Source organism: Brevibacillus ruminantium (assembly GCF_023746555.1).
In the GTDB taxonomy this organism is placed as follows: Bacteria; Bacillota; Bacilli; order Brevibacillales; family Brevibacillaceae; genus Brevibacillus; species Brevibacillus ruminantium.
The window spans coordinates 5443777-5462180 of record NZ_CP098755.1 but is presented as its reverse complement, the minus strand read 5'-3'; the positions used below and the strand labels follow the sequence as shown (position 1 = coordinate 5462180).

Below are 18404 nucleotides of genomic sequence, written 5' to 3'. Positions count from 1 at the left end.
AGTCGGAGATGAATACACCTGTTATTGTAGACGCTTTGCGCACGCCAATCGGCCGTTTTGGAGGAGCGCTGAAGGATGTGCGTCCCGACGATCTGGGGGCGCTGGTGATCCGCAAGCTGTTGGAGCGCAGCGCGATTGATCCCCGCAGTATCGACGATGTCATTTTTGGCTGCGCCAATCAGGCGGGTGAGGATAATCGCAATGTAGCCAGAATGTCTCTGCTGCTGGCCGGAGTGCCGGTCGATGTTCCGGGTGTCACGGTGAACCGTCTGTGCGGCTCCGGCCTGGAGGCGGTCAACCAATCTGCCAACGCGATCAAGGCGGGAGCCGGAAAGGTCTATATCGCCGGCGGTACGGAGAGCATGACGCGTTCGCCGCTGGTGATGATGAAGCCGGGTACGGCTTTTCAGCGCGGCAACCAGCAGTTGGTGGACACGACGCTGGGCTGGCGGCTGGTAAACAAAAAGATGGAGGAAATGTATCCGCCGATCAGCTTGGGCGAAACAGCCGAGAACGTGGCGGAGCAGCATCAGATCAGCCGTGAAGACCAGGACGCGTTTGCACTGAAAAGCCAGCAAAACTACGCACGTGCGCTGGCAGAAGGAAAATGGGAGCAAGAGATCGTTCCCGTGGAAATTCGCGGGCGCAAAGGGGAGGTCACTCTGTTTGAGCGTGACGAACATCCCCGCCCCGACACGACGATGGAGCAGCTGCAGAAGCTGAAGCCTGCCTTTAAAGAGGGCGGCTCGGTGACCGCAGGCAATTCCAGCGGATTGAACGACGGGGCCTGCGCGCTGCTCGTCATGGAGCAAGGAACAGCAGAAGCGGCCGGTCTGAAGCCGCGTGCGCGCATTGTCGCTTCAGCCGTGGCCGGTGTAGATCCCTCCGTCATGGGGATCGGGCCTGTTCCGGCTGCCCGCAAGGCATTGAAGCAGGCGGGCCTTTCCATTGATCAGATCGACCTGTTTGAGTTCAACGAGGCATTTGCCGCGCAGGCAGTCGCCAGTGTGCGTGAGCTGGGCGTCAATCCTGAGCTGGTCAATGTGAACGGGGGCGCGATTGCACTGGGCCATCCGCTGGGTTGCAGCGGTGCGCGCATCCTGACGACATTGCTGTATGAAATGGAGCGGCGCGAGGCCCGCTTTGGCATGGCTGCCATGTGCATCGGCGTCGGTCAAGGCATCGCCACCATTATCGAACGGGTGTAATCGTGCCAAAGGAGGCGTAGCCTTTGAAAAGCGGACTTGTGCCGGGTTCGGCGGCAGAGTTTACGGTGACGGTAACGGATGAGATGTTCCCCGCTTTTGACGGCGAAGTGGTTCATCGGGTCATGTCGACCGTCAGCATGATCTACTATATGGAAAAGGTCGGGCGTTACGTCATCTTGCCCTATTTGGAGGAGCATGAGGAAGGCTCCGGTTTTGCCATCAATATCAAGCATGTCGGACCTGCTGTGGCCGGACAGGAAGTCACGTTTCGGGCTGTTTGTACAGAGGTGACGGAAAAACGGGTGGTTTGCGAGGTAACGGCGCAAACCACCCGCCACACCGTAGGGCTGGGCACATTTACACAAGCCATTTTCAACAAGCAGGAAATGAGGCAGAGGTTCCAGGACCTGCAGACAGTCGTTGACGAAGAAAAAAAATCGGTCAGAAGTGACAGAAAAAATTGACTCTTGCGAAACGTTTTAATATAATAACGTTATTAAAACGTAATATCGATTTTCCGACATATTCACCAGGTCGATTCACGTGCTTGCAGAGAATATGGTACAATTTCACAGCAATGGGATGAATCGATCTGGAGGTAGAAAAACGTGAAGCCACAATCCATGCTTTTTACAATTTACGGTGAATATGTTCGCCATTACGGCAGTGAAATCTGGATCGGCAGTTTGACCAAATTGATGGGAGAGTTCGGGTTGTCGGAGCCAGCCGTTCGAGCAGCGATCTCCCGGATGCTTCGGCAAGGCTGGTTGGACTCGCGCAAGGTAGGAAACCGGAGCTACTATTCTCTGTCAGGTCGCGGCAAGAAACGCATGGACGAGGCCGCCGCACGTATCTACAAGGTGGAGACCGATATCTGGGACGGGAAGTGGTGCATCGCCAGCTACAATATTCCCGAGGAGCGCCGGGCACTGCGCGACCAACTGCGAAAAGACCTCGGCTGGATGGGCTTCGGCATGCTGACGACCAGCACGTGGATCAGCCCCAACAATCTCGCAAGCCGCGTCAAGGAATTGACAGAGTCCTATGAAATTACAGAGCATGTGGAGATTTTTACGGCCGAGCATCTGGGCTGGAGCGACCCCAAGCAATTGGTGCAGAAATGCTGGGATATTGCGGATATCAATGAGAAATACAAGGCATTTATCGATGCCTATCGTCCACAGTATGAGGAGCTGGCAGAAAGCATCCGTCAAAACAAGGAAGTTGCCGACAGCCACTGCTTTGTGGAAAAAACCAAACTGGTTCACGAATACCGCAAATTCCTGTTCATCGACCCCGATCTGCCGCAGGAGCTGTTGCCGCAGGTCTGGCTCGGCAAGGAAGCCGATCAGTTGTTCAAAGATTATTACACGATGTTGAATCCGGGAGCAGTCCGGTTCTTCGAGACTGTGTACGAGGCAGCGCCGCAAAAATAGTGGAGGCCAGGCAGGGAAAAGCCCTAGTCTTGCTAGGGCCACTCCCGTCATTTATTTACCATTAATTGAAATGTAAGCGTTTTATATGGGAATATAAGGCGCGAAAAAGGGGGTACAACACAGATATGACAGAATTGCTTCAGTATGTTGCAAACGGCCTCGTCAGCGGCGGAATCTACGCGATCGTTGCAGTCGGCTTCATCACGATCTACAGCGTCAGCAAGGTGATTAACCTGGCGCAGGGCGAGTTTTTAATGCTCGGCGGCATGATCACAGTCGCGTTGATTGGCATGAATCTCCCTTATGGGGCAGCCGTACTGTTGGCCGTGATTGCGGTGACGCTGGTCGGGGTTCTGATGCAGAAATACGTCATTGCGTATGTGCGAAATAGCAATCCAATTAGTTTGATTATTTTGACAATTGGTGTCTCCACACTGATTCGCGGGATCGCCAGCTTCATCTGGGGCAAGGATGCGTTTGCGCTCGCTCCGATTACCAGCAACCAGCCCATCTCCATCGCCGGCGTCAATGTGGCCCAGCAAAGCATCTGGATTCTGCTATCCGTTCTCATCATTCTGTTCTTGCTGTGGTTTTTGATGGAGAAAACGATTTTGGGCAAAAAGATCAACGCCTGTTCGATCAATCCGATGGCCGCGCGTCTGATGGGGATCAGCCCGGCCAAGATGAGCATGCTGGCCTTCGGGATCAGCGGTGCTACCGGAGCGATCGCCGGTATCGTGATTGCCCCGTTGAGTGTGACTTCGTACGACATCGGCGTACTGCTTGGGATCAAGGGCTTCTCCGCCGCAATCCTGGGCGGACTCGGAAATCCGCTGGGAGCCGCAGTCGCGGCATTTCTGCTGGGCATCGTGGAATCGCTGGGAGCTGGCTACATCAGCTCCGGTATGAAGGATGCCATCGCGTTTCTCGTGCTGATCGGCATGCTGCTGATCAAGCCGTCTGGCCTCTTTGGTGAACGCAGTGTAGGCAAGGGAGGATTGTAATCATGCAGATGATCAACAAATGGGGAAAAAGCCTGGGCATCTATCTGCTGCTGGTCGTAATCTTTCCCTTTATCATGCCGGATGAGTATTACCGTTCGGTCGGCATTATCATTGGTCTTCATGCGATTGTGACAGTCGGGCTTTGTCTGGTGATGGGGCTGGCGGGTCAAATCTCGCTGGGGCAGGCCGGATTCTGGGGAATTGGCGCCTATACCTCTGCGGTACTGACGACGAAGTACGGCTTCTCCCCTTTCATCGGACTGATCGCATCAGGGCTTTTGCCGGCGCTGTTCGCCTTTATCCTGGGCCGGGCCATCGCGGGCTTGCAGGGCTACTATCTGGCGATGGCGACGCTGGCCTTTGGTTACATCGTGCAGATTGGCATCACCGAATGGGAGCCGGTGACTGGTGGAGCGAACGGCCTGATCAGCATCCCCTCGGTTCCCTTCTTTGGAGACAGTGAGCTGTCCACGTATTACTTGATCTGGGGAGTCGTCACCTGTGTGCTGCTCTTCTCGCTCAATCTGCTGCATTCACGGGTGGGCCGAGCGTTTCGGGCGATCCACAAAAGCGAGATCGCGGCGACCTCGATGGGGATTGATGTACGCAAATTCAAGCTGAACGCTTTTGTGATCAGCGGCATGTTTGCCGGCATCTCCGGCGGCTTGTACGCCCATTACATGGGAATCCTCGACCCGCAGCCGTTTGGCTTGCATGAATCGATCAAGTTCCTGACGATGGTGGTCATCGGCGGGATGACGAGCATCTGGGGAGCGTTGGTCGGTACAGTGCTGATCAATTCTATCAGCGAAGGACTGGCGATGCTGAGTGAAGTGATTCCCGGCCTGCAGGGCGACTTCGATACGATCGTGTTTGGCGCCATTCTGGTGCTGATCATCATGTTCATGCCGGAGGGAATCGTACCGCGTTTACGCTCAGCCTATGAAAAGATGCAGATGAAAAAGGCAAAGGCGAAGCAAGCGCAGCAACAGTCGGAGCAAGTGGTGGAAAGGAAGGCGGCGACATGACAGCTCTGTTGGAGGTACAAGACCTTTCACGCGATTTTGGCGGCGTCCGGGCCGTCAACCAGGTAGATTTTCAGGTGCAGCAGGGAGAGATCGTTGCGCTGATCGGCCCAAACGGAGCGGGCAAAAGCACGGTGCTCAACATGGTGTCGGGAGTAATTCCTCCATCCGGTGGGGAGATCCGCTTCGACACCCGGCCGATGACGCGGGTTCAGGGCTTTGAATACGCCGGATTGGGCATTACGCGAACCTTTCAAAACCTGCAAACCTTCGATGATATGACTGTGCTGGAAAACGTCATGGTCGGGATGCATACAAAGACCCGGTCCAGCCTGTTTGCCTGCGGGATGAATCTGGGCAGCGCCCGCAACGAAGAGCGGAAGATGGTGGAGCGGGCACAGGATTGGCTGGAGCGTGTGGGGCTGGCGGAGGAATTGTCCTCGTTGGCCGGCAGCCTGCCGTACGGAAAGCTGAGACTGATGGAGATCGCCCGGGCGATGGTGGCCGATCCGCGGCTGCTGCTTTTAGACGAGCCTGCGGCTGGCTTGAACCACACAGAGACGGCAGAGATGAGTCAGATGTTTCAGGACATCCGCAAAAAGGGAACGGCGATTCTGCTGGTGGAGCATGACATGGACATGATCATGACCATTGCAGACCGCATCGTGGTGCTGGATCAGGGAACCAAAATCGCGGAGGGCACACCTCGTGAAATCCAGGAAAATCCCCGTGTCATCGCGGCGTACCTGGGTGGAGACGAAGAGTGAGAGAGTGGGGGTGACGAGATGGAGAAAGCCATTTTACAGGTGGAAAATATGATCGCACGCTACGGGCCTGTGGAAGTGCTGCACGGCATCGATCTGCAGGTAAACGAGGGAGAAATCGTCTCCCTGCTCGGGTCGAATGGTGCTGGCAAAACCACGCTGTTGAACTGTATCTGCGGTCTGCATAGCGCAAAAGAGGGAAAGGTTCGGTTTCGCGGTGAGGAGATCACGCGAATCCCCGCCGAGCTGGTCGTAGGCCGAGGCATGGCACATGTACCGGAGCGCCGGCAGATTTTTTCCACGTTGACCGTAGAGGACAATCTCTGGCTGGGTGCATCGCACCGGATGCCCAAAACCAGCAAAAAAGAGATTCTCAAGGAAATGGATACCGTGTACCAACGTTTTCCGATTTTGGCGGAGCGCAAATGGCAGCTTGGCGGGACGCTCTCGGGCGGACAGCAGCAGATGCTCGCGATCGGGCGGGCGCTTCTCTCACGGCCGCAGCTCCTGCTTTTGGATGAGCCTTCGCTGGGACTGGCGCCGCTGATTGCCAAAGAAATCCTGCAAATCGTGCAGGAGATCCGCGATCAGTGGGGGACGACGGTTCTCCTCGTAGAGCAGAACGCCCGCGCCGCACTGGCTGTCTCCGACCGGGCGTATGTCCTCTCGACCGGGACTGTGATGCTGGAAGGGACGGCTGAACAGATCAAAAACGATCCACGTGTGCAATCCGCCTATTTGGGCCATGCCCATGAAGCGGTTTGACCCATAAAAGAAAGCCAACAATCAAGGGGGAGTAACCATGCAAAAAAGAAAGATGACCAAATGGCTGTTTCCACTGGCAGTCGCATCTCTCGTCCTGCTCAGTGCCTGTGGCGGGGGAGCAAAGCCGGCCGCAGAAACAGGAGCAGCAGGCACAGGGACAGGGGCTGGGGCCGGGCAAACCGCAGCAGCGGGAGAAGCCAGCAAGGACCCGATCAAAGTGGGAGCTATTTTTTCTCTGACTGGTCCGAACAGCCCGCTTGGCGTACCGGAAAAGCAGGCGGTTGAAATGCTGGTAAAAGAGCTGAATGCGGCAGGCGGAGTGGATGGGCATCCGCTGGAGGTCGTCTTTGAGGACGATAAATCTGACAACACGGAAGCGGTAAAAGCGATCAAAAAGCTGGTTTCCAAAGAAAAGGTAGTAGCGGTGCTGGGTTCCTCCGGCAGCGGTCCTTCCCTGGGCATGGCTGAATTTGCAGCCGCCGAAAAACTGCCGATGATCTCCATGGCTGCGGCGGATCAAATCACCAATCCCGTACGCGCAGGCATCTTCAAGACTCCGCATACCGACGTTCACGGGACCAAGCGCATCTTTAAATATTTGCAAGAAAAAGGGATCACAAAAATCGCCACGCTGAACGACAGCAACCCGTACGGCAGCGGCTGGACGGCGCAGCTGCAAAAATATGCGCCTGAATATGGCATCACCATCGTAGCGGAAGAGAAATACGGAACCAAAGATCCTTCCATGAGCTCCCAGTTGACCAAAATCAAGGGAACGGATGCGCAAGCGCTGATCGTAGCGGGAACCAACCCGGGTCCGGCGACGATTGTAAAGGAAGTGAAACAGTTGAACCTGACGATACCGATCATTAGCAGCCACGGTTCTGCCAACAGCAAGTTCCTGGAGCTGGCTGGCGATTCGGCAGAAGGCGTTCTGATGGTAGCAGGAAAACTGCTGGTGCCGGACCAGGTGGATGGCAGCGACCCGCAAGCCACGATTATCAAAAAGTTTGCAGATGGCTATCAAGCGGCGTACAATGCCGAGCCGGACGGCTTTGCCGGATATGGCTACGACGGACTCAACCTGTTGGTAGAAGGGCTGAAGCAGGCAGGCGGCGATGCATCCAAGCTGGGCGAAGTGCTGGAAAAGGTAAAATACGTAGGGGTTACCGGGGAGTTTTCCTTCTCTGCTGAGGATCACAACGGTCTTACCGAGGACAGCATGATCATGGTCGAGGTGAAGGATGGCCAATACCAGATTATCAAATAATCGGCAACGTTAAAGACTGCAACCGATACGGTCATACGGCTGTTCTTTCCGCGAAAGGATGGATGCGGAGGGAATAGCCGTTTTCGTCACCAGATGTTGAGGAGGTTACGAGCATGTCTCAATTGCTGAGCAGTGTTCTTACCGTAGCTCCGATTCTGCAGAAGGCGTTTTTGTTTGACTGCATGGTCGGCGTGACGGACAGGGAAAAGTTTTTGGCGTATTATCCGGCCCCGGGACTCAATCTGGGGATCAAGGTGGGAGACCCGCTTCGCCCGGGCAGCATCAATGCAACGGCCATAGCAGAGCAGCGGCGAGTCGTGCGCAAAATCAGCAAAGAGATTTACGGTATCCCCTATGTAGCTGTAGGTTACCCCATCATCGAGAACGGTCAGGTAGTCGGCTGCCTGGCCACCGGTGTGACGACGGATCAGGAGGATCGATTGCGCGAGCTGGCAGAGAATCTGACAAATGCCCTGGAGGAGATTGCCCTTCATACGGAAAGTCTGGCCAGGGAAGCGGACGATCTGGCACAGGCCAGTCATACGCTCAGCGATGCGGCGGTCCAGATGGAGAACAAAATCGTGGAAACCTCGCAAATCAACGATCTGATCCGCACGATTTCCACTCGTTCCAATGTGCTTGGGTTAAACGCAGTGCTGGAGGCAGCGAGGGCGGGTGCAGCGGGACGGGGCTTTTCGGTTGTAGCAGAAGAGATCCGGCATTTATCACAGACGACGGCGCAGTCTGCCAAAAGCATTTTTGGCATACTCGATGAGATGAACGAATTGGTCAATCTGGTTTCAAAAGAAATGGAAAAGACACTGAACCACAGTATTCACCAATCCACGCGGATACAGGAGCTGTCTGCCGTCATGCAGCGCTTGCGCACGATGGCTGACCAGCTGAAGCAGGCGGCCGCGGCAGCAAGCCGGGAAGAATAATTCCAAATACATGTATGAATGTTGCGCCTATTGCGAAAACGTATGACGATATGTTATTATAACGTTATAAAAACGTACTATAAAAAAATCATAATGAAATCGGCATAAAAAGGAGGGCTTTCTCCATGCAAGTACAGATGGATCGTTCGAATCTGACCGAAGAAGAAAAATTGGAAGCGTTTTTAGCGCGAATCGATGCCGGAGAGAAGATTGAGGCGGATGACTGGATGCCGGATGATTACCGCAACCAGTTGATCAAGCTGATCTCGATGCACGGCATCAGTGAAATCATGGGCGCGCTGCCGGAGAAGGAATGGGTACCGAAAGCGCCAACGCTGCGCCGCAAGCTGGCGATCATGGCCAAGGTGCAGGATGAGATGGGGCACGGACAGCTTCTCCTGCGGGTAGCGGAAGACTTGATGGCTCCTCTCGGCAAGACGCGTGAGGATTTGATGCAGGATCTGTTTGCCGGACGGCTGAAATTTCACAACGTCTTCCATATGGAAGCGCCAACCTGGGCAGATGCCGGAGTCATCGGCTGGCTGGTTGACGGGGCCGCGATTATTACCCAAACAATGTCGCTCGATTCCTCTTACGCGCCGTATGCACGTGCCCTGCACCGTATCTGCGCGGAAGAGAAGTTCCATGCACAGCATGGGGAAAGCATTGTGCTGGAGCTGGCAGAGGGGACAGTGGAACAGCGTCAAATGCTTCAGGAAGCGATCACGCGCTGGTGGCCTTCTCTGTTGATGTTCTTCGGACCGCCGGACAACGGCAAAATTACCAGCAACCAGGAACAGAACATGCGCTACAAGATTCGCACACAGACCAATGAAGAGCTGCGCCAGGCATTCCTGAAAAAATACGTCCCGCGGATTTTCCACCTCGGGTTTACTCTCCCGGATGAAACCATCCATTATGATGAGGCGAAAGATGAATGGGTCTATCAGCAGCCGGATTGGGAGGAATTCAAGCAGATCGTCAAAGGCAACGGTCCGCGCTCGGCCCATCGCCTGAATCTGCGGTCCATGTCTTACGAAGAATCCAAATGGGTGCGGGACGCAATCTTGTCGTTCGGCCGCCAGGCAGGGTAGGTGAATGAAATGAGTGCGAAAACGAATGCAAATGAGAATTTTTTCATCTATGAGGTATTCAGCCAGAAAAACGTAAGCAGCGCGTTTGTCCATCAGTTCAGCCTGCTTGCGCCGAACGCCGAGGTAGCATTGACCATGGCGCGGGACAACTTCCTGCGCCGCGAGCCCTGCTTCAACCTCTGGGTCGTAAAGCGGGATGACATTCACGGTCTGGCTCCTGAGGAGCGTCCGCTGCTGGAGCGCCTCGACAACAAGAGCTATCGGGAGACAAAAGGCTATGGCGATTTGCAGGCCAGATGGCGCTACCACAAAGAACAGTACGATGAAAAACAGAAACAGGCAAGCAACGGCAGTTGAAAAGGAGGAGGCAATCACATGGGCGACCAAACTCGTGTAGAAACAGTTGAACAAGCAAAACAAAACCAGGAATACGCGCAAGCCTTGACTGATCTCCTGTTCCAGCTTGCCGACGATGATTTTATTCTGGCGTACCGGGGATCGGAATGGCTCGGCCTGGCGCCGCATATTGAAGAAGATGTTGCCTTTTCCTCCATGTCACAGGACATGATGGGACATGCGGTGATGTTCTATGAAATGCTGGAAGAACTGGGCTCGGGCAAAGCCGATGATCTCGCCCAGCTGCGTGAAGCAGGCGAGTTCCGCAACGCCATTTTGGTCGAGCGCAAAAACGGAACCGGAGACTACAACGACGATCCGCATTACGACTGGGCATACGCAATCGTCCGGAGCTATGTGTACGGACTTCATAAGCTGGTGCGGCTGGAGGCGCTGCGGGATTCCTCGTACGCACCGCTCGGGCTGGTCAGCCGCAAGATGCTGACCGAGCACCGCTACCATCTGATGCATTGGCAGGTATGGCTGAAGCAGCTTGCGAACAGCACAGCAGAGGCTCGGCAAAAGCTGGAGGCCGCGATCACAAAAGTATGGGAGGATGCAGGCGAGCTGTATGAGCTTGGACCCCATGCGGCAAATATCGTTCGCTTCGGTCTGATCACCGGCGAAGAGCTGCTCAAGCAAAAGTGGCTGAACAAAACAAAAGAAGTCTTTGAGGGAGCCGGGCTGAAATGGCCGGGCGAACCTGGCAAACCGCAAGAAAAGGGCCGGAGCGGAGAGCATACCGCTGACTTGGCCATCGCGCTCGCAACCTTGTCTGAAGTGTACCGCATCGATCCGGCTGCAAGCTGGTAAAAGGGGTGATCCGCATGACGCAGGTAAGAAATGAAGGGCTGGAAGCGGCATGCTGGGAACTGCTGCAGGAAGTCAAAGATCCGGAAATTCCGGTGATCAGCATGGTAGAGATGGGCATGATTCACGACGTTCGGGTGGAAGAGGGAGCAGCGCGCATCGAGGTGCTGCCCACCTTTGTCGGCTGCCCTGCCCTGGAAATCATGAAGAAGAACATCACGGAAAAACTGGCGGAAGCAGAGGGCATCCGCGACGTGCAGGTTCACTTCGTCTACGATCCCCCGTGGACTTCGGATCGCATCGCGATGGACGCCCGGGATAAACTGCGCAGCTTCGGCATCGCCCCTCCGCCGCTTGATTTCAAGCCGGGCGATCCGTGGGAAGTGAGCTGTCCCTACTGCGATTCACCGTATACACAGCTGGAGAACCTGTTTGGACCGGCAGCTTGCCGCAGCATTTTGTACTGCCGGCACTGCAAAAATCCGTTTGAAGCTTTGAAACCGATCTATTCACATGATTGAGAGGAGCGAGCGTACATGGGAGAGAGCAAGCACATGTATATCAATGGAGAATGGGTATCCGCGGAAAGCGGAGAGACTGTTCAAATCGTCAACCCGGCTACGGGCGAAGTCGTGGGGACCGTGGCCTTCGGCGATGACCGCGATGCCAACAAAGCGATTGAAGCGGCGCATCAGGCATTTGCAGGCTGGTCCCGCCTGACTGCACGCGAGCGTTCCAAATACCTGTACAACCTGTCCGAGCTGGTGAGAAAAAGCCGCGATGAGCTGGCAGGCATTATCTCGGCAGAGATGGGCAAGCCGCTTGGCGAAGCCAAAGGGGAGGTCCTGGGCGCAGCGGATAACTTCGTCTGGTACGCGGAGGAAGCAAAACGGGTATACGGCGAAACGATTCCCTCCTCGCTTGCGAACAAACGCATTATGGTGCTCAAGCAGCCCGTAGGCACGGTAGGCGCAATCACCCCGTGGAACTTCCCGGTCAACATGGTCGCACGCAAAATCGCCCCAGCCCTGGCGGCAGGCTGCACCGTAGTGCTGAAGCCGGCGGAAAGCACGCCGTTGTCTGCGATTCGCCTGTTTGAACTGATCGAGGAGGCCGGTTTCCCCAAAGGTGTCGTCAACCTCGTCATCGGCAAGCCGGAGGCAATCGGCCAGGAGTTTATCGACAATCCGAAGCTGAGCAAAATCGCCTTTACCGGTTCCACCCGTGTCGGCAAGCTTCTGATGGAAGGGGCGGCCAAACAAGTGAAGCGCGTCAGCATGGAGCTGGGCGGTCATGCGCCGTTCATCGTGTTCCCGGATGCCGATCTGGACGCGGCGGTCAAAGGTCTGTTTGAAAGCAAGTTCCGCAACTCCGGTCAAATGTGCATCTGTACCAACCGCCTCTACGTCCATGAGGAAGTGGCAGACGCCTTCACGGAAAAGCTGGTCGAGCGTCTGAAGCAGACCAAGGTCGGCGATGGCCGCGAGAAAGGAACAGAAATTGGTCCGCTGGTCAATGAGCGTGCGCTGAACAAGGTGCTGGAGCATATCGAGGATGCCAGGAGCAAGGGCGGCCAGGTGGTCTACGGCGGCAAACGTCTGACCGAGGGCGATTACGCCAAAGGCTTCTACTGTGAACCGACCGTGATCGCCGATGTGACGGACGAGATGAAAATCTCCTACGAGGAAACCTTTGGTCCCGTCGTGCCGATGGTTCGTTTCACGGATGAGGCGGAGGTGCTGAAGCTGGCAAACAACACGCGCTACGGTCTGGCAGCCTATGTCTACACCCGTGACAACCAGCGCTGCTTCCGCATGGCGGAGGAGCTGGAGTACGGCATCGTCGGCATCAACGACGGTTCGCCGACCCAGACACAGGCGCCGTTCGGCGGCTTCAAGGAAAGCGGAATCGGCCGCGAAGGCGGACATTTCGGCATGGATGAATACCTGGAAACCAAATTTGTCTCCATCGGCCTGTAAAAGGGATCGACATTGTATAAAAGTTCAAAAATCGAAAGCTGACGCCTGGTCGTTAACAGGTGTCAGCTTTTTATCATGAACGCTCTTTTTTCGCGCCCAGGTACCCAACCCCCGCCACCAGCGCCAGTACACCGCAGGCGAAAATCTGGATTACGTCCAAAAAGATCAGATTGATGACCAAAGAGATCAAAGAAATCGCCAAACCCCATCCGAAAATTTTCTGCTTCATCACGACCGTTCGCCTCCCGTCTCTTTTCCGGTGTACGGCTCGATTTTTCTAGACAATGTCTGCCTCTTCCACTTGACGAATGGACCAATACGAAATAAAGATGCCTACAACAGCCAGAGCAAGCGGAATATAGACGATGGAAGCCAGTGAAAATCCCGGACTGTTCTGAGTGGTTAGTGTCACGATCAATACAGCGGAAACAATGGTAGCGGGAACAGAGTATTTCCGCATGCCGAAATAGAGCGGAATCAGACTGGTTCCAGCGGCACCAATGGCAAAGACAATCATGCTTGCTACCTGCTCACCGATTCGATCTGCCGGGAATTCTCCGGGAATAAACTGAAACCAGGTATTCAGACTGATAAACATAGCGGCGACAAACAGATTGGACAGGAAAATCGTCAGAAAGGTCAGCCCAGCGATGAGCATAAGTTTGGCCGCGATGAGCTTTTTTCGACTGATCGGATAGGTAAACATCAGGAAGATGGTTTTATTTCGGTACCCCCCGATAACGAGCCTGGCGATCAGCACAGCGGCAAAGATCATAAAGGTTGACCTGACCAATGCGCCGATAATGACCAGACTTTCCTCATAGCCCGTAAAGATCATCTCTCCCTCGAGGTTTTGAACAAACCCTATTAGGCAAAGAAAACCGACAATGATCAGATTGGCCAGGACAGCCCCGGAAACATACCAGCGCAATTTCATTTTTTTATATTCCAGTTTCATCAATGTAAACAACATTTTTCACCTCAGTATGAGCGGGATGTGAGCAACTGCGTATTTGCGTTGTCTTCACGGATGAGTCTCAAAAAATATTCCTCCAGAGTCGTGGTCCTTTTATTGATTGCTTCCACCTCAACATCATGCAGGATCAATGTTTTGGAAATGGCTGATTGAGACACACCCGTTTCATAGATACGTATGATATTATCGTCCACGATTTTGAAATTCTTGATCTGGAGATTGTATTCGAGAACTGTCACCGCTTTGTTCCGGTTCGTCGTGACCAGTTCGATGTACTCGGTATTTTGACCGCGAATGCTCTCCATGGATACCTGTTCGATCAGTCTGCCGTTGCTGATCACGCCAATCGTATCGGCGATCTGTTCGATTTCCGCCAGAATATGGCTGGAGATCAGCAATGTCGTGCCGTATTCTTTGCTTAAAACCTGGAATAAGCTTCTCATCTCTTTGATGCCCACCGGATCGAGACCATTGATCGGTTCATCCAGCAAGAGAAGCTCAGGCTTGGTGACCAGGGCCCTGGCAATACCAAGCCGTTGCTTCATCCCCAGTGAAAAGTTCTTCACAGGCTTGTTGTCGATATTGGTCAAGTTGACCATCTCCAGGGCTTCCCCGATCGCCCGTTTGTCGTGATAACCCATGTATACACAGTGAAGCTCCAGATTCTCCCGGGCTGTCAGTTTTTCGTAAAAGATCGGGTACTCGATCATGTTGCCCATCCGTTTGAATAGCTCATACGAAGACGGGGCCAGCGGTTGCTGAAAAATGCGGATTTCTCCAGCCGTCGGCTTGACCAGATTTGTGAGCATCTTCAAGACGGTTGTTTTCCCGGCGCCGTTGGGACCGAGAAAGCCGTAGATCTCCCCTTTTCGAATCTTCATGTTGACGTTGGAGACGACTTCTTTTCCATCAAAGGATTTGGTTAAACGGTTGGTGGTTACGATGTAAGTCACACATCCGCCCTCCTTTCTGTTCTGGTCTTCATTGTAGCGATGGACTGTTTCTTTTTACTTTCTTGATTCTTACGAAAACCTTACGTTTGTGACAGGGTCACGTCCAGCGCTGTAATTGGACCGTAAACGTCGTTTTGTGAAACGGCTTGCTCTGGAGCAGAATCTCCCCGCCCATTTCCTCCACAAGTCTTTTCGTGATCGTCAAACCCAGGCCGCTGCCTTGAAAAGATCGGTTACGAGATTCCTCCAGCGTGAACATTCGCTCAAATACAAGCTCCTGATACGGTTCACGAATCCCTTTTCCGCGGTCCCAAACCTCGATGTAGACCTTTTTCTCATCGTAGGACAATGTCAGACCGATCGTTTTTCCATCTCCGCCATACCGGATCGCGTTGGAGATCAGGTTGTCCAAAACACTGGTGAGCGCCTCTTCATTTCCCTGGACAAAAACAGGCTCGTCCGGGATGTGGATCACCGCTTCGCAGCCTTTTGACTGAATCAAATCATAAAAGGAAAGGATGTTTTGTCTGCAAATCTCATTGATTTGTACTTTGGCTAGCGGAATTTCTTTATCCCCCGACTCCAATTTAGCCAGATCAAAAAATGCATTCATCAGGGAGATAATCTCCAGCGTTTTTTTATGAATATTGCCGAGCAGCCGGTCTCTTTCCTCTGGGTGAACATCGGGATCATTCTGGATCATTTCGATATAACCGAGAACAACCGTTAACGGGGTTTTGAGATCATGCGAGATATTGGCCAGCATTTTTTTCATCGAATGCTCGGTCCGTGAAAACTGGGCATGCCCCTTTCGATTGTCGTCCAACAAACGGTTGATCTCAATCAGCAGCGTTTGCAGATGCTGATCATCTGTCATGAGCAAAAGCTGCTCGGACGAGCTGTCAGTAACGAGTGCATTCAGCTTTTCAGCCATATATCCCAGGTTTCGATCCCGCACCTTCTTTCGTTGGTAGAGGATGACGCTGACGATGACAGAAGCGATGGCGATCACCAAAAGCAGAGTTACCATGTTAAAATTCCCCCAGCTTGTACCCGATCCCCCAGAGCGTTTTGATGTATTGGGGGCTGGAAGGATTGTCCTCGATTTTTTCTCGCAGTCGGCTCATGTGTACGTTGATAATGTTCTCATCGCCGTAATACTCGTCGTTCCAAACAGACCGGTAGATTTGTTCTTTCGTAAACACCTTTTTAGGATTCGTAAAAAACAGCTTGAGGATGTGCCATTCCTTTGCGGTAAGCTTAATCTCCTGTCCCTGTTTGGTGACCTGAATATTCTCGATATCCAGTGTCAGCTCATGGACACGAATCACCGAAGGGGGTACAACAGTCTCGCCAGTACCCGTGCCAGCGTCAGCGGTATATTGAGTAGCTCTGCGGATGGCGGCCTTCACTCTCGCTGACAGCTCAATCATCGAAAACGGCTTGACGATATAGTCATCGGCCCCAAACCCGAGGCCCAGCGCCTTCTCTACATCGCCGTCCTTGGCAGAGATAATCAGGACCGGTACGATGCTCTCTTCTCTTATGATTTTTAACAGGTCCATGCCATTTCGCTTGGGCAGCATCAGGTCCAAAAGGATTACATCAAAGGAGCGTTGGCGAAACGTGAGCATGGCTTCCTCTCCATCAAAGGCCTGCACGATTTGGAATCCTTCTTTGGTTAAATAGTCCGTAATCATTTCACTGATTGAATGATCATCCTCAATAAGCAGGATGGTTTGTTTCAATTTTTTTCACCAACCGATCTTTCAGATTCTGTTCAGGGCGCAAAATCCCATCATCTTACTATATACCATTCCGGTATTTTCTGACGGGTCAGGCGCTTTTTGAAAAAAGGAGGAACGTCCGCGATTGTGAAATCAAAGGCGATTTTTTTCCAGAGCCCGAAAAAAATGCACCTCGACCATATGGGATGAAATTATGCCTTTCGCTGCATCTCGCAGGGAGAGTTTTTTTATGGGCGAGTAAAAGATGAATTTTGTTAAGCCAATGTGAACAACTTGAAATTTATGTAAATGATCGCGCAAATACAAAGGGTTGCGTCGATTCCTGCCGAAATTTGTGATGATTTATCTCTCTATCATTCATAAAGGTAGGACTCTCCATGATTGAATTTCAGCATGGATTCAGACGTATCCAAATGGCATGAGGGAGTGAGTGAAATGACTACAGAGAAAGGCAAACAGAGATTGACGATTTTGCAAACCAGCGATCTGCACGGCTATATCTACCCGCACTCATACGCCAACCATGAGCCGAGCGATCTGGGGATTGCCAAGGCGGCGACGCTCATCAAAGCGGAGCGCAAGCAGGCAGAGCATCTGCTGGTGATTGATAACGGCGATCTGATCCAAGGCTCGCCTCTAACGTACCATCACGCACGTCTGAAGCCGGAAGCGGCCCATCCGCTCATCCTCTGTCTGAACGAGCTCGGCTTTGATGCAGCAGTCCTTGGAAATCATGAATTCAACTACGGCCTGCCCTTTCTGGAAAAGGCGATCGGAGAGAGCCGATTCCCTTGGCTGAGCGCCAATCTGACGAATGAAGCGGGAGAACCGTTTTTCGGCAAGCCATATCTGATCAAAGAGTTTGAGAAGGGGCCGAGAGTAGGCATTCTCGGTTTGACGACTTCCTACATTCCAAATTGGGAAAAGAAAGAGAATATTACCGGCATCTCTTTTCTCGATCCGGTGGAAACCGCCCGCAGATGGGTTCGGGTCTTGCGTGAGGAAGAGCAGGTAGATGTGGTTGTGGTTGCCTATCACGGCGGATTGGAGAGGGATCTGGAAACGGGAGAGCCGACTGAGGTTTTGACCGGCGAAAACCAGGGGTATGAGCTGTGTACTGCAGTGGAAGGAATCGATGTACTTTTGACTGGTCATCAGCATCGGACGCTGACTGGGACTGTAAAGGATGTTTGTGTGATTCAGCCGGGTCATGCCGGGAGAATCCTAGGGAAGGTAGAGCTGACGCTAGTCCTGGACGGAGCGGGATGGATGATTGCGGAGAAACGGGCGAGTCTGCTCTCGGTGGAAGGAGTAGAAGCGGATGCGCAGCTTTTGGCGCTCACCGAGGAGTACGAATGGCAGACGCAGCACTGGCTGGATCAGCCGATTGGCCGTTTTACCGGAGAGATGAGGGTGCTTGATCCGATGGCAGCCAGATTGAAAGACAATGCCTTTGTCGAATTTATCAATCGGGTGCAGATGGAAGTGTCCGGGGCCGCGATTTCCAATACCGCTCTGTTTGACGATCACTCGCCGGGTTTTCCGGCCGAAGTCACCATGCGTGATATCGTCAGCAACTACATCTATCCCAACACATTGACGGTCTTGCGGGTAAAGGGGAGCGACATCAGGGCTGCGCTGGAGCAGACAGCGGACTATTTCGCGCTCGATGATGCGGGTAAAATCGTGGTCAATCCGCGCTTTCTTCATCCCAAACCGCAGCATTACAATTACGACATGTGGGAGGGAATCGAATACCGGATCAACGTGGCAAGGCCAGTCGGTCAGCGGATCGTCAGCTTGACTCGAAATGGGCAGCCGCTGGAGATGGATGCCGAGTACGAGGTTGTGATGAACAATTACCGGGCAGGCGGCGGTGGAAATTACTTCATGTTTCGGCAGAAGCCTGTGGTGAAGGAGATTTCCATCGATGTGGCAGAGCTTTTGGCCTCCTACATCCTGGAGCGAAGAGTCATACAGGCACAGGTGAATGAAAATTGGGAAGTTGTGGCAAATTAATCTTTCTGTCTGAGTT

20 protein-coding genes are annotated in these 18404 nt (G+C 53.4%); 15 read left to right on the top strand and 5 right to left on the bottom strand.

All coding sequences use genetic code 11. The features are described from left to right. The first annotated feature begins 8 nt into the window (after positions 1-8). From NDK47_RS26700 to NDK47_RS26635, 14 genes are all read left to right on the top strand, one after another. Positions 9-1208 carry a thiolase family protein gene (locus tag NDK47_RS26700; protein ID WP_251872732.1) on the top strand — a complete coding sequence of 400 codons (1200 nt, stop codon included), beginning with the start codon at positions 9-11 and terminating at the stop codon, positions 1206-1208. A gap of 23 nt (positions 1209-1231) precedes the next feature. Next, positions 1232-1672, top strand: a complete 441-nt coding sequence (locus tag NDK47_RS26695) for a thioesterase family protein (protein WP_251872731.1) — start codon at positions 1232-1234, stop codon at positions 1670-1672. 144 nt (positions 1673-1816) lie between these two features. Continuing rightward, positions 1817-2644, top strand: a complete 828-nt coding sequence (paaX, locus tag NDK47_RS26690; protein WP_251872730.1) for a phenylacetic acid degradation operon negative regulatory protein PaaX — start codon at positions 1817-1819, stop codon at positions 2642-2644. A gap of 125 nt (positions 2645-2769) precedes the next feature. Next, positions 2770-3648 carry a branched-chain amino acid ABC transporter permease gene (locus NDK47_RS26685; RefSeq protein WP_251872729.1) on the top strand — a complete coding sequence of 293 codons (879 nt, stop codon included), beginning with the start codon at positions 2770-2772 and terminating at the stop codon, positions 3646-3648. A gap of 2 nt (positions 3649-3650) precedes the next feature. Continuing rightward, a complete protein-coding gene (locus NDK47_RS26680) occupies positions 3651-4676 on the top strand; it encodes a branched-chain amino acid ABC transporter permease (protein WP_251872728.1) in 1026 nt (341 codons plus the stop codon). After that, positions 4673-5440 (top strand): ABC transporter ATP-binding protein, encoded by a 768-nt coding sequence (locus NDK47_RS26675; protein ID WP_251872727.1) that lies wholly within the window; start codon positions 4673-4675, stop codon positions 5438-5440. The genes NDK47_RS26680 and NDK47_RS26675 overlap by 4 nt, the downstream gene beginning before the upstream one ends. A gap of 18 nt (positions 5441-5458) precedes the next feature. Further along, positions 5459-6202, top strand: a complete 744-nt coding sequence (locus NDK47_RS26670; RefSeq protein ID WP_251872726.1) for an ABC transporter ATP-binding protein — start codon at positions 5459-5461, stop codon at positions 6200-6202. A gap of 37 nt (positions 6203-6239) precedes the next feature. Next, entirely contained in the window at positions 6240-7472 is a 1233-nt protein-coding gene (locus NDK47_RS26665; RefSeq protein ID WP_251872725.1) for an ABC transporter substrate-binding protein, read from the top strand. 113 nt (positions 7473-7585) lie between these two features. Further along, positions 7586-8413: a methyl-accepting chemotaxis protein gene (locus tag NDK47_RS26660; protein WP_251872724.1), complete on the top strand. Its 828-nt coding sequence runs from the start codon at positions 7586-7588 to the stop codon at positions 8411-8413. Between the two features lie 125 nt (positions 8414-8538). Next, a complete protein-coding gene (paaA, locus tag NDK47_RS26655) occupies positions 8539-9507 on the top strand; it encodes a 1,2-phenylacetyl-CoA epoxidase subunit PaaA (RefSeq protein ID WP_251872723.1) in 969 nt (322 codons plus the stop codon). A gap of 9 nt (positions 9508-9516) precedes the next feature. Further along, positions 9517-9864, top strand: coding sequence for a 1,2-phenylacetyl-CoA epoxidase subunit PaaB (paaB, locus tag NDK47_RS26650; protein WP_251872722.1), 348 nt, complete (start codon positions 9517-9519; stop codon positions 9862-9864). 18 nt (positions 9865-9882) lie between these two features. Beyond that, positions 9883-10716 carry a 1,2-phenylacetyl-CoA epoxidase subunit PaaC gene (paaC, locus tag NDK47_RS26645; protein ID WP_251872721.1) on the top strand — a complete coding sequence of 278 codons (834 nt, stop codon included), beginning with the start codon at positions 9883-9885 and terminating at the stop codon, positions 10714-10716. A 14-nt stretch (positions 10717-10730) separates the two neighbouring features. Further along, positions 10731-11234, top strand: a complete 504-nt coding sequence (paaD, locus tag NDK47_RS26640; protein ID WP_251872720.1) for a 1,2-phenylacetyl-CoA epoxidase subunit PaaD — start codon at positions 10731-10733, stop codon at positions 11232-11234. Between the two features lie 15 nt (positions 11235-11249). Beyond that, a complete protein-coding gene (locus tag NDK47_RS26635) occupies positions 11250-12692 on the top strand; it encodes an NAD-dependent succinate-semialdehyde dehydrogenase (RefSeq protein WP_251872719.1) in 1443 nt (480 codons plus the stop codon). Between the two features lie 73 nt (positions 12693-12765). Here the strand turns inward: NDK47_RS26635 and NDK47_RS26630 are convergent, their stop codons facing one another. The 5 genes from NDK47_RS26630 to NDK47_RS26610 all read right to left on the bottom strand — a co-directional run bounded on the left by NDK47_RS26630 (position 12766) and on the right by NDK47_RS26610 (position 16321). Next, on the bottom strand, positions 12766-12924 hold the full coding sequence (locus NDK47_RS26630; protein ID WP_251872718.1) for a hypothetical protein: 159 nt from the start codon (positions 12922-12924) through the stop codon (positions 12766-12768). A gap of 45 nt (positions 12925-12969) precedes the next feature. After that, entirely contained in the window at positions 12970-13662 is a 693-nt protein-coding gene (locus NDK47_RS26625) for an ABC transporter permease (RefSeq protein WP_251872717.1), read from the bottom strand. A gap of 11 nt (positions 13663-13673) precedes the next feature. Then, a complete protein-coding gene (locus tag NDK47_RS26620; protein WP_251872716.1) occupies positions 13674-14621 on the bottom strand; it encodes an ABC transporter ATP-binding protein in 948 nt (315 codons plus the stop codon). A 97-nt stretch (positions 14622-14718) separates the two neighbouring features. Further along, on the bottom strand, positions 14719-15651 hold the full coding sequence (locus NDK47_RS26615) for a sensor histidine kinase (RefSeq protein ID WP_251872715.1): 933 nt from the start codon (positions 15649-15651) through the stop codon (positions 14719-14721). A 1-nt stretch (position 15652) separates the two neighbouring features. After that, positions 15653-16321, bottom strand: a complete 669-nt coding sequence (locus tag NDK47_RS26610; protein ID WP_305883396.1) for a response regulator transcription factor — start codon at positions 16319-16321, stop codon at positions 15653-15655. A 483-nt stretch (positions 16322-16804) separates the two neighbouring features. Here NDK47_RS26610 and NDK47_RS26605 point away from each other — a divergent pair, with 483 nt between their 5' ends. Then, entirely contained in the window at positions 16805-18388 is a 1584-nt protein-coding gene (locus tag NDK47_RS26605; protein ID WP_251872714.1) for a bifunctional metallophosphatase/5'-nucleotidase, read from the top strand. The last annotated feature ends 16 nt before the right edge of the window (positions 18389-18404 follow it).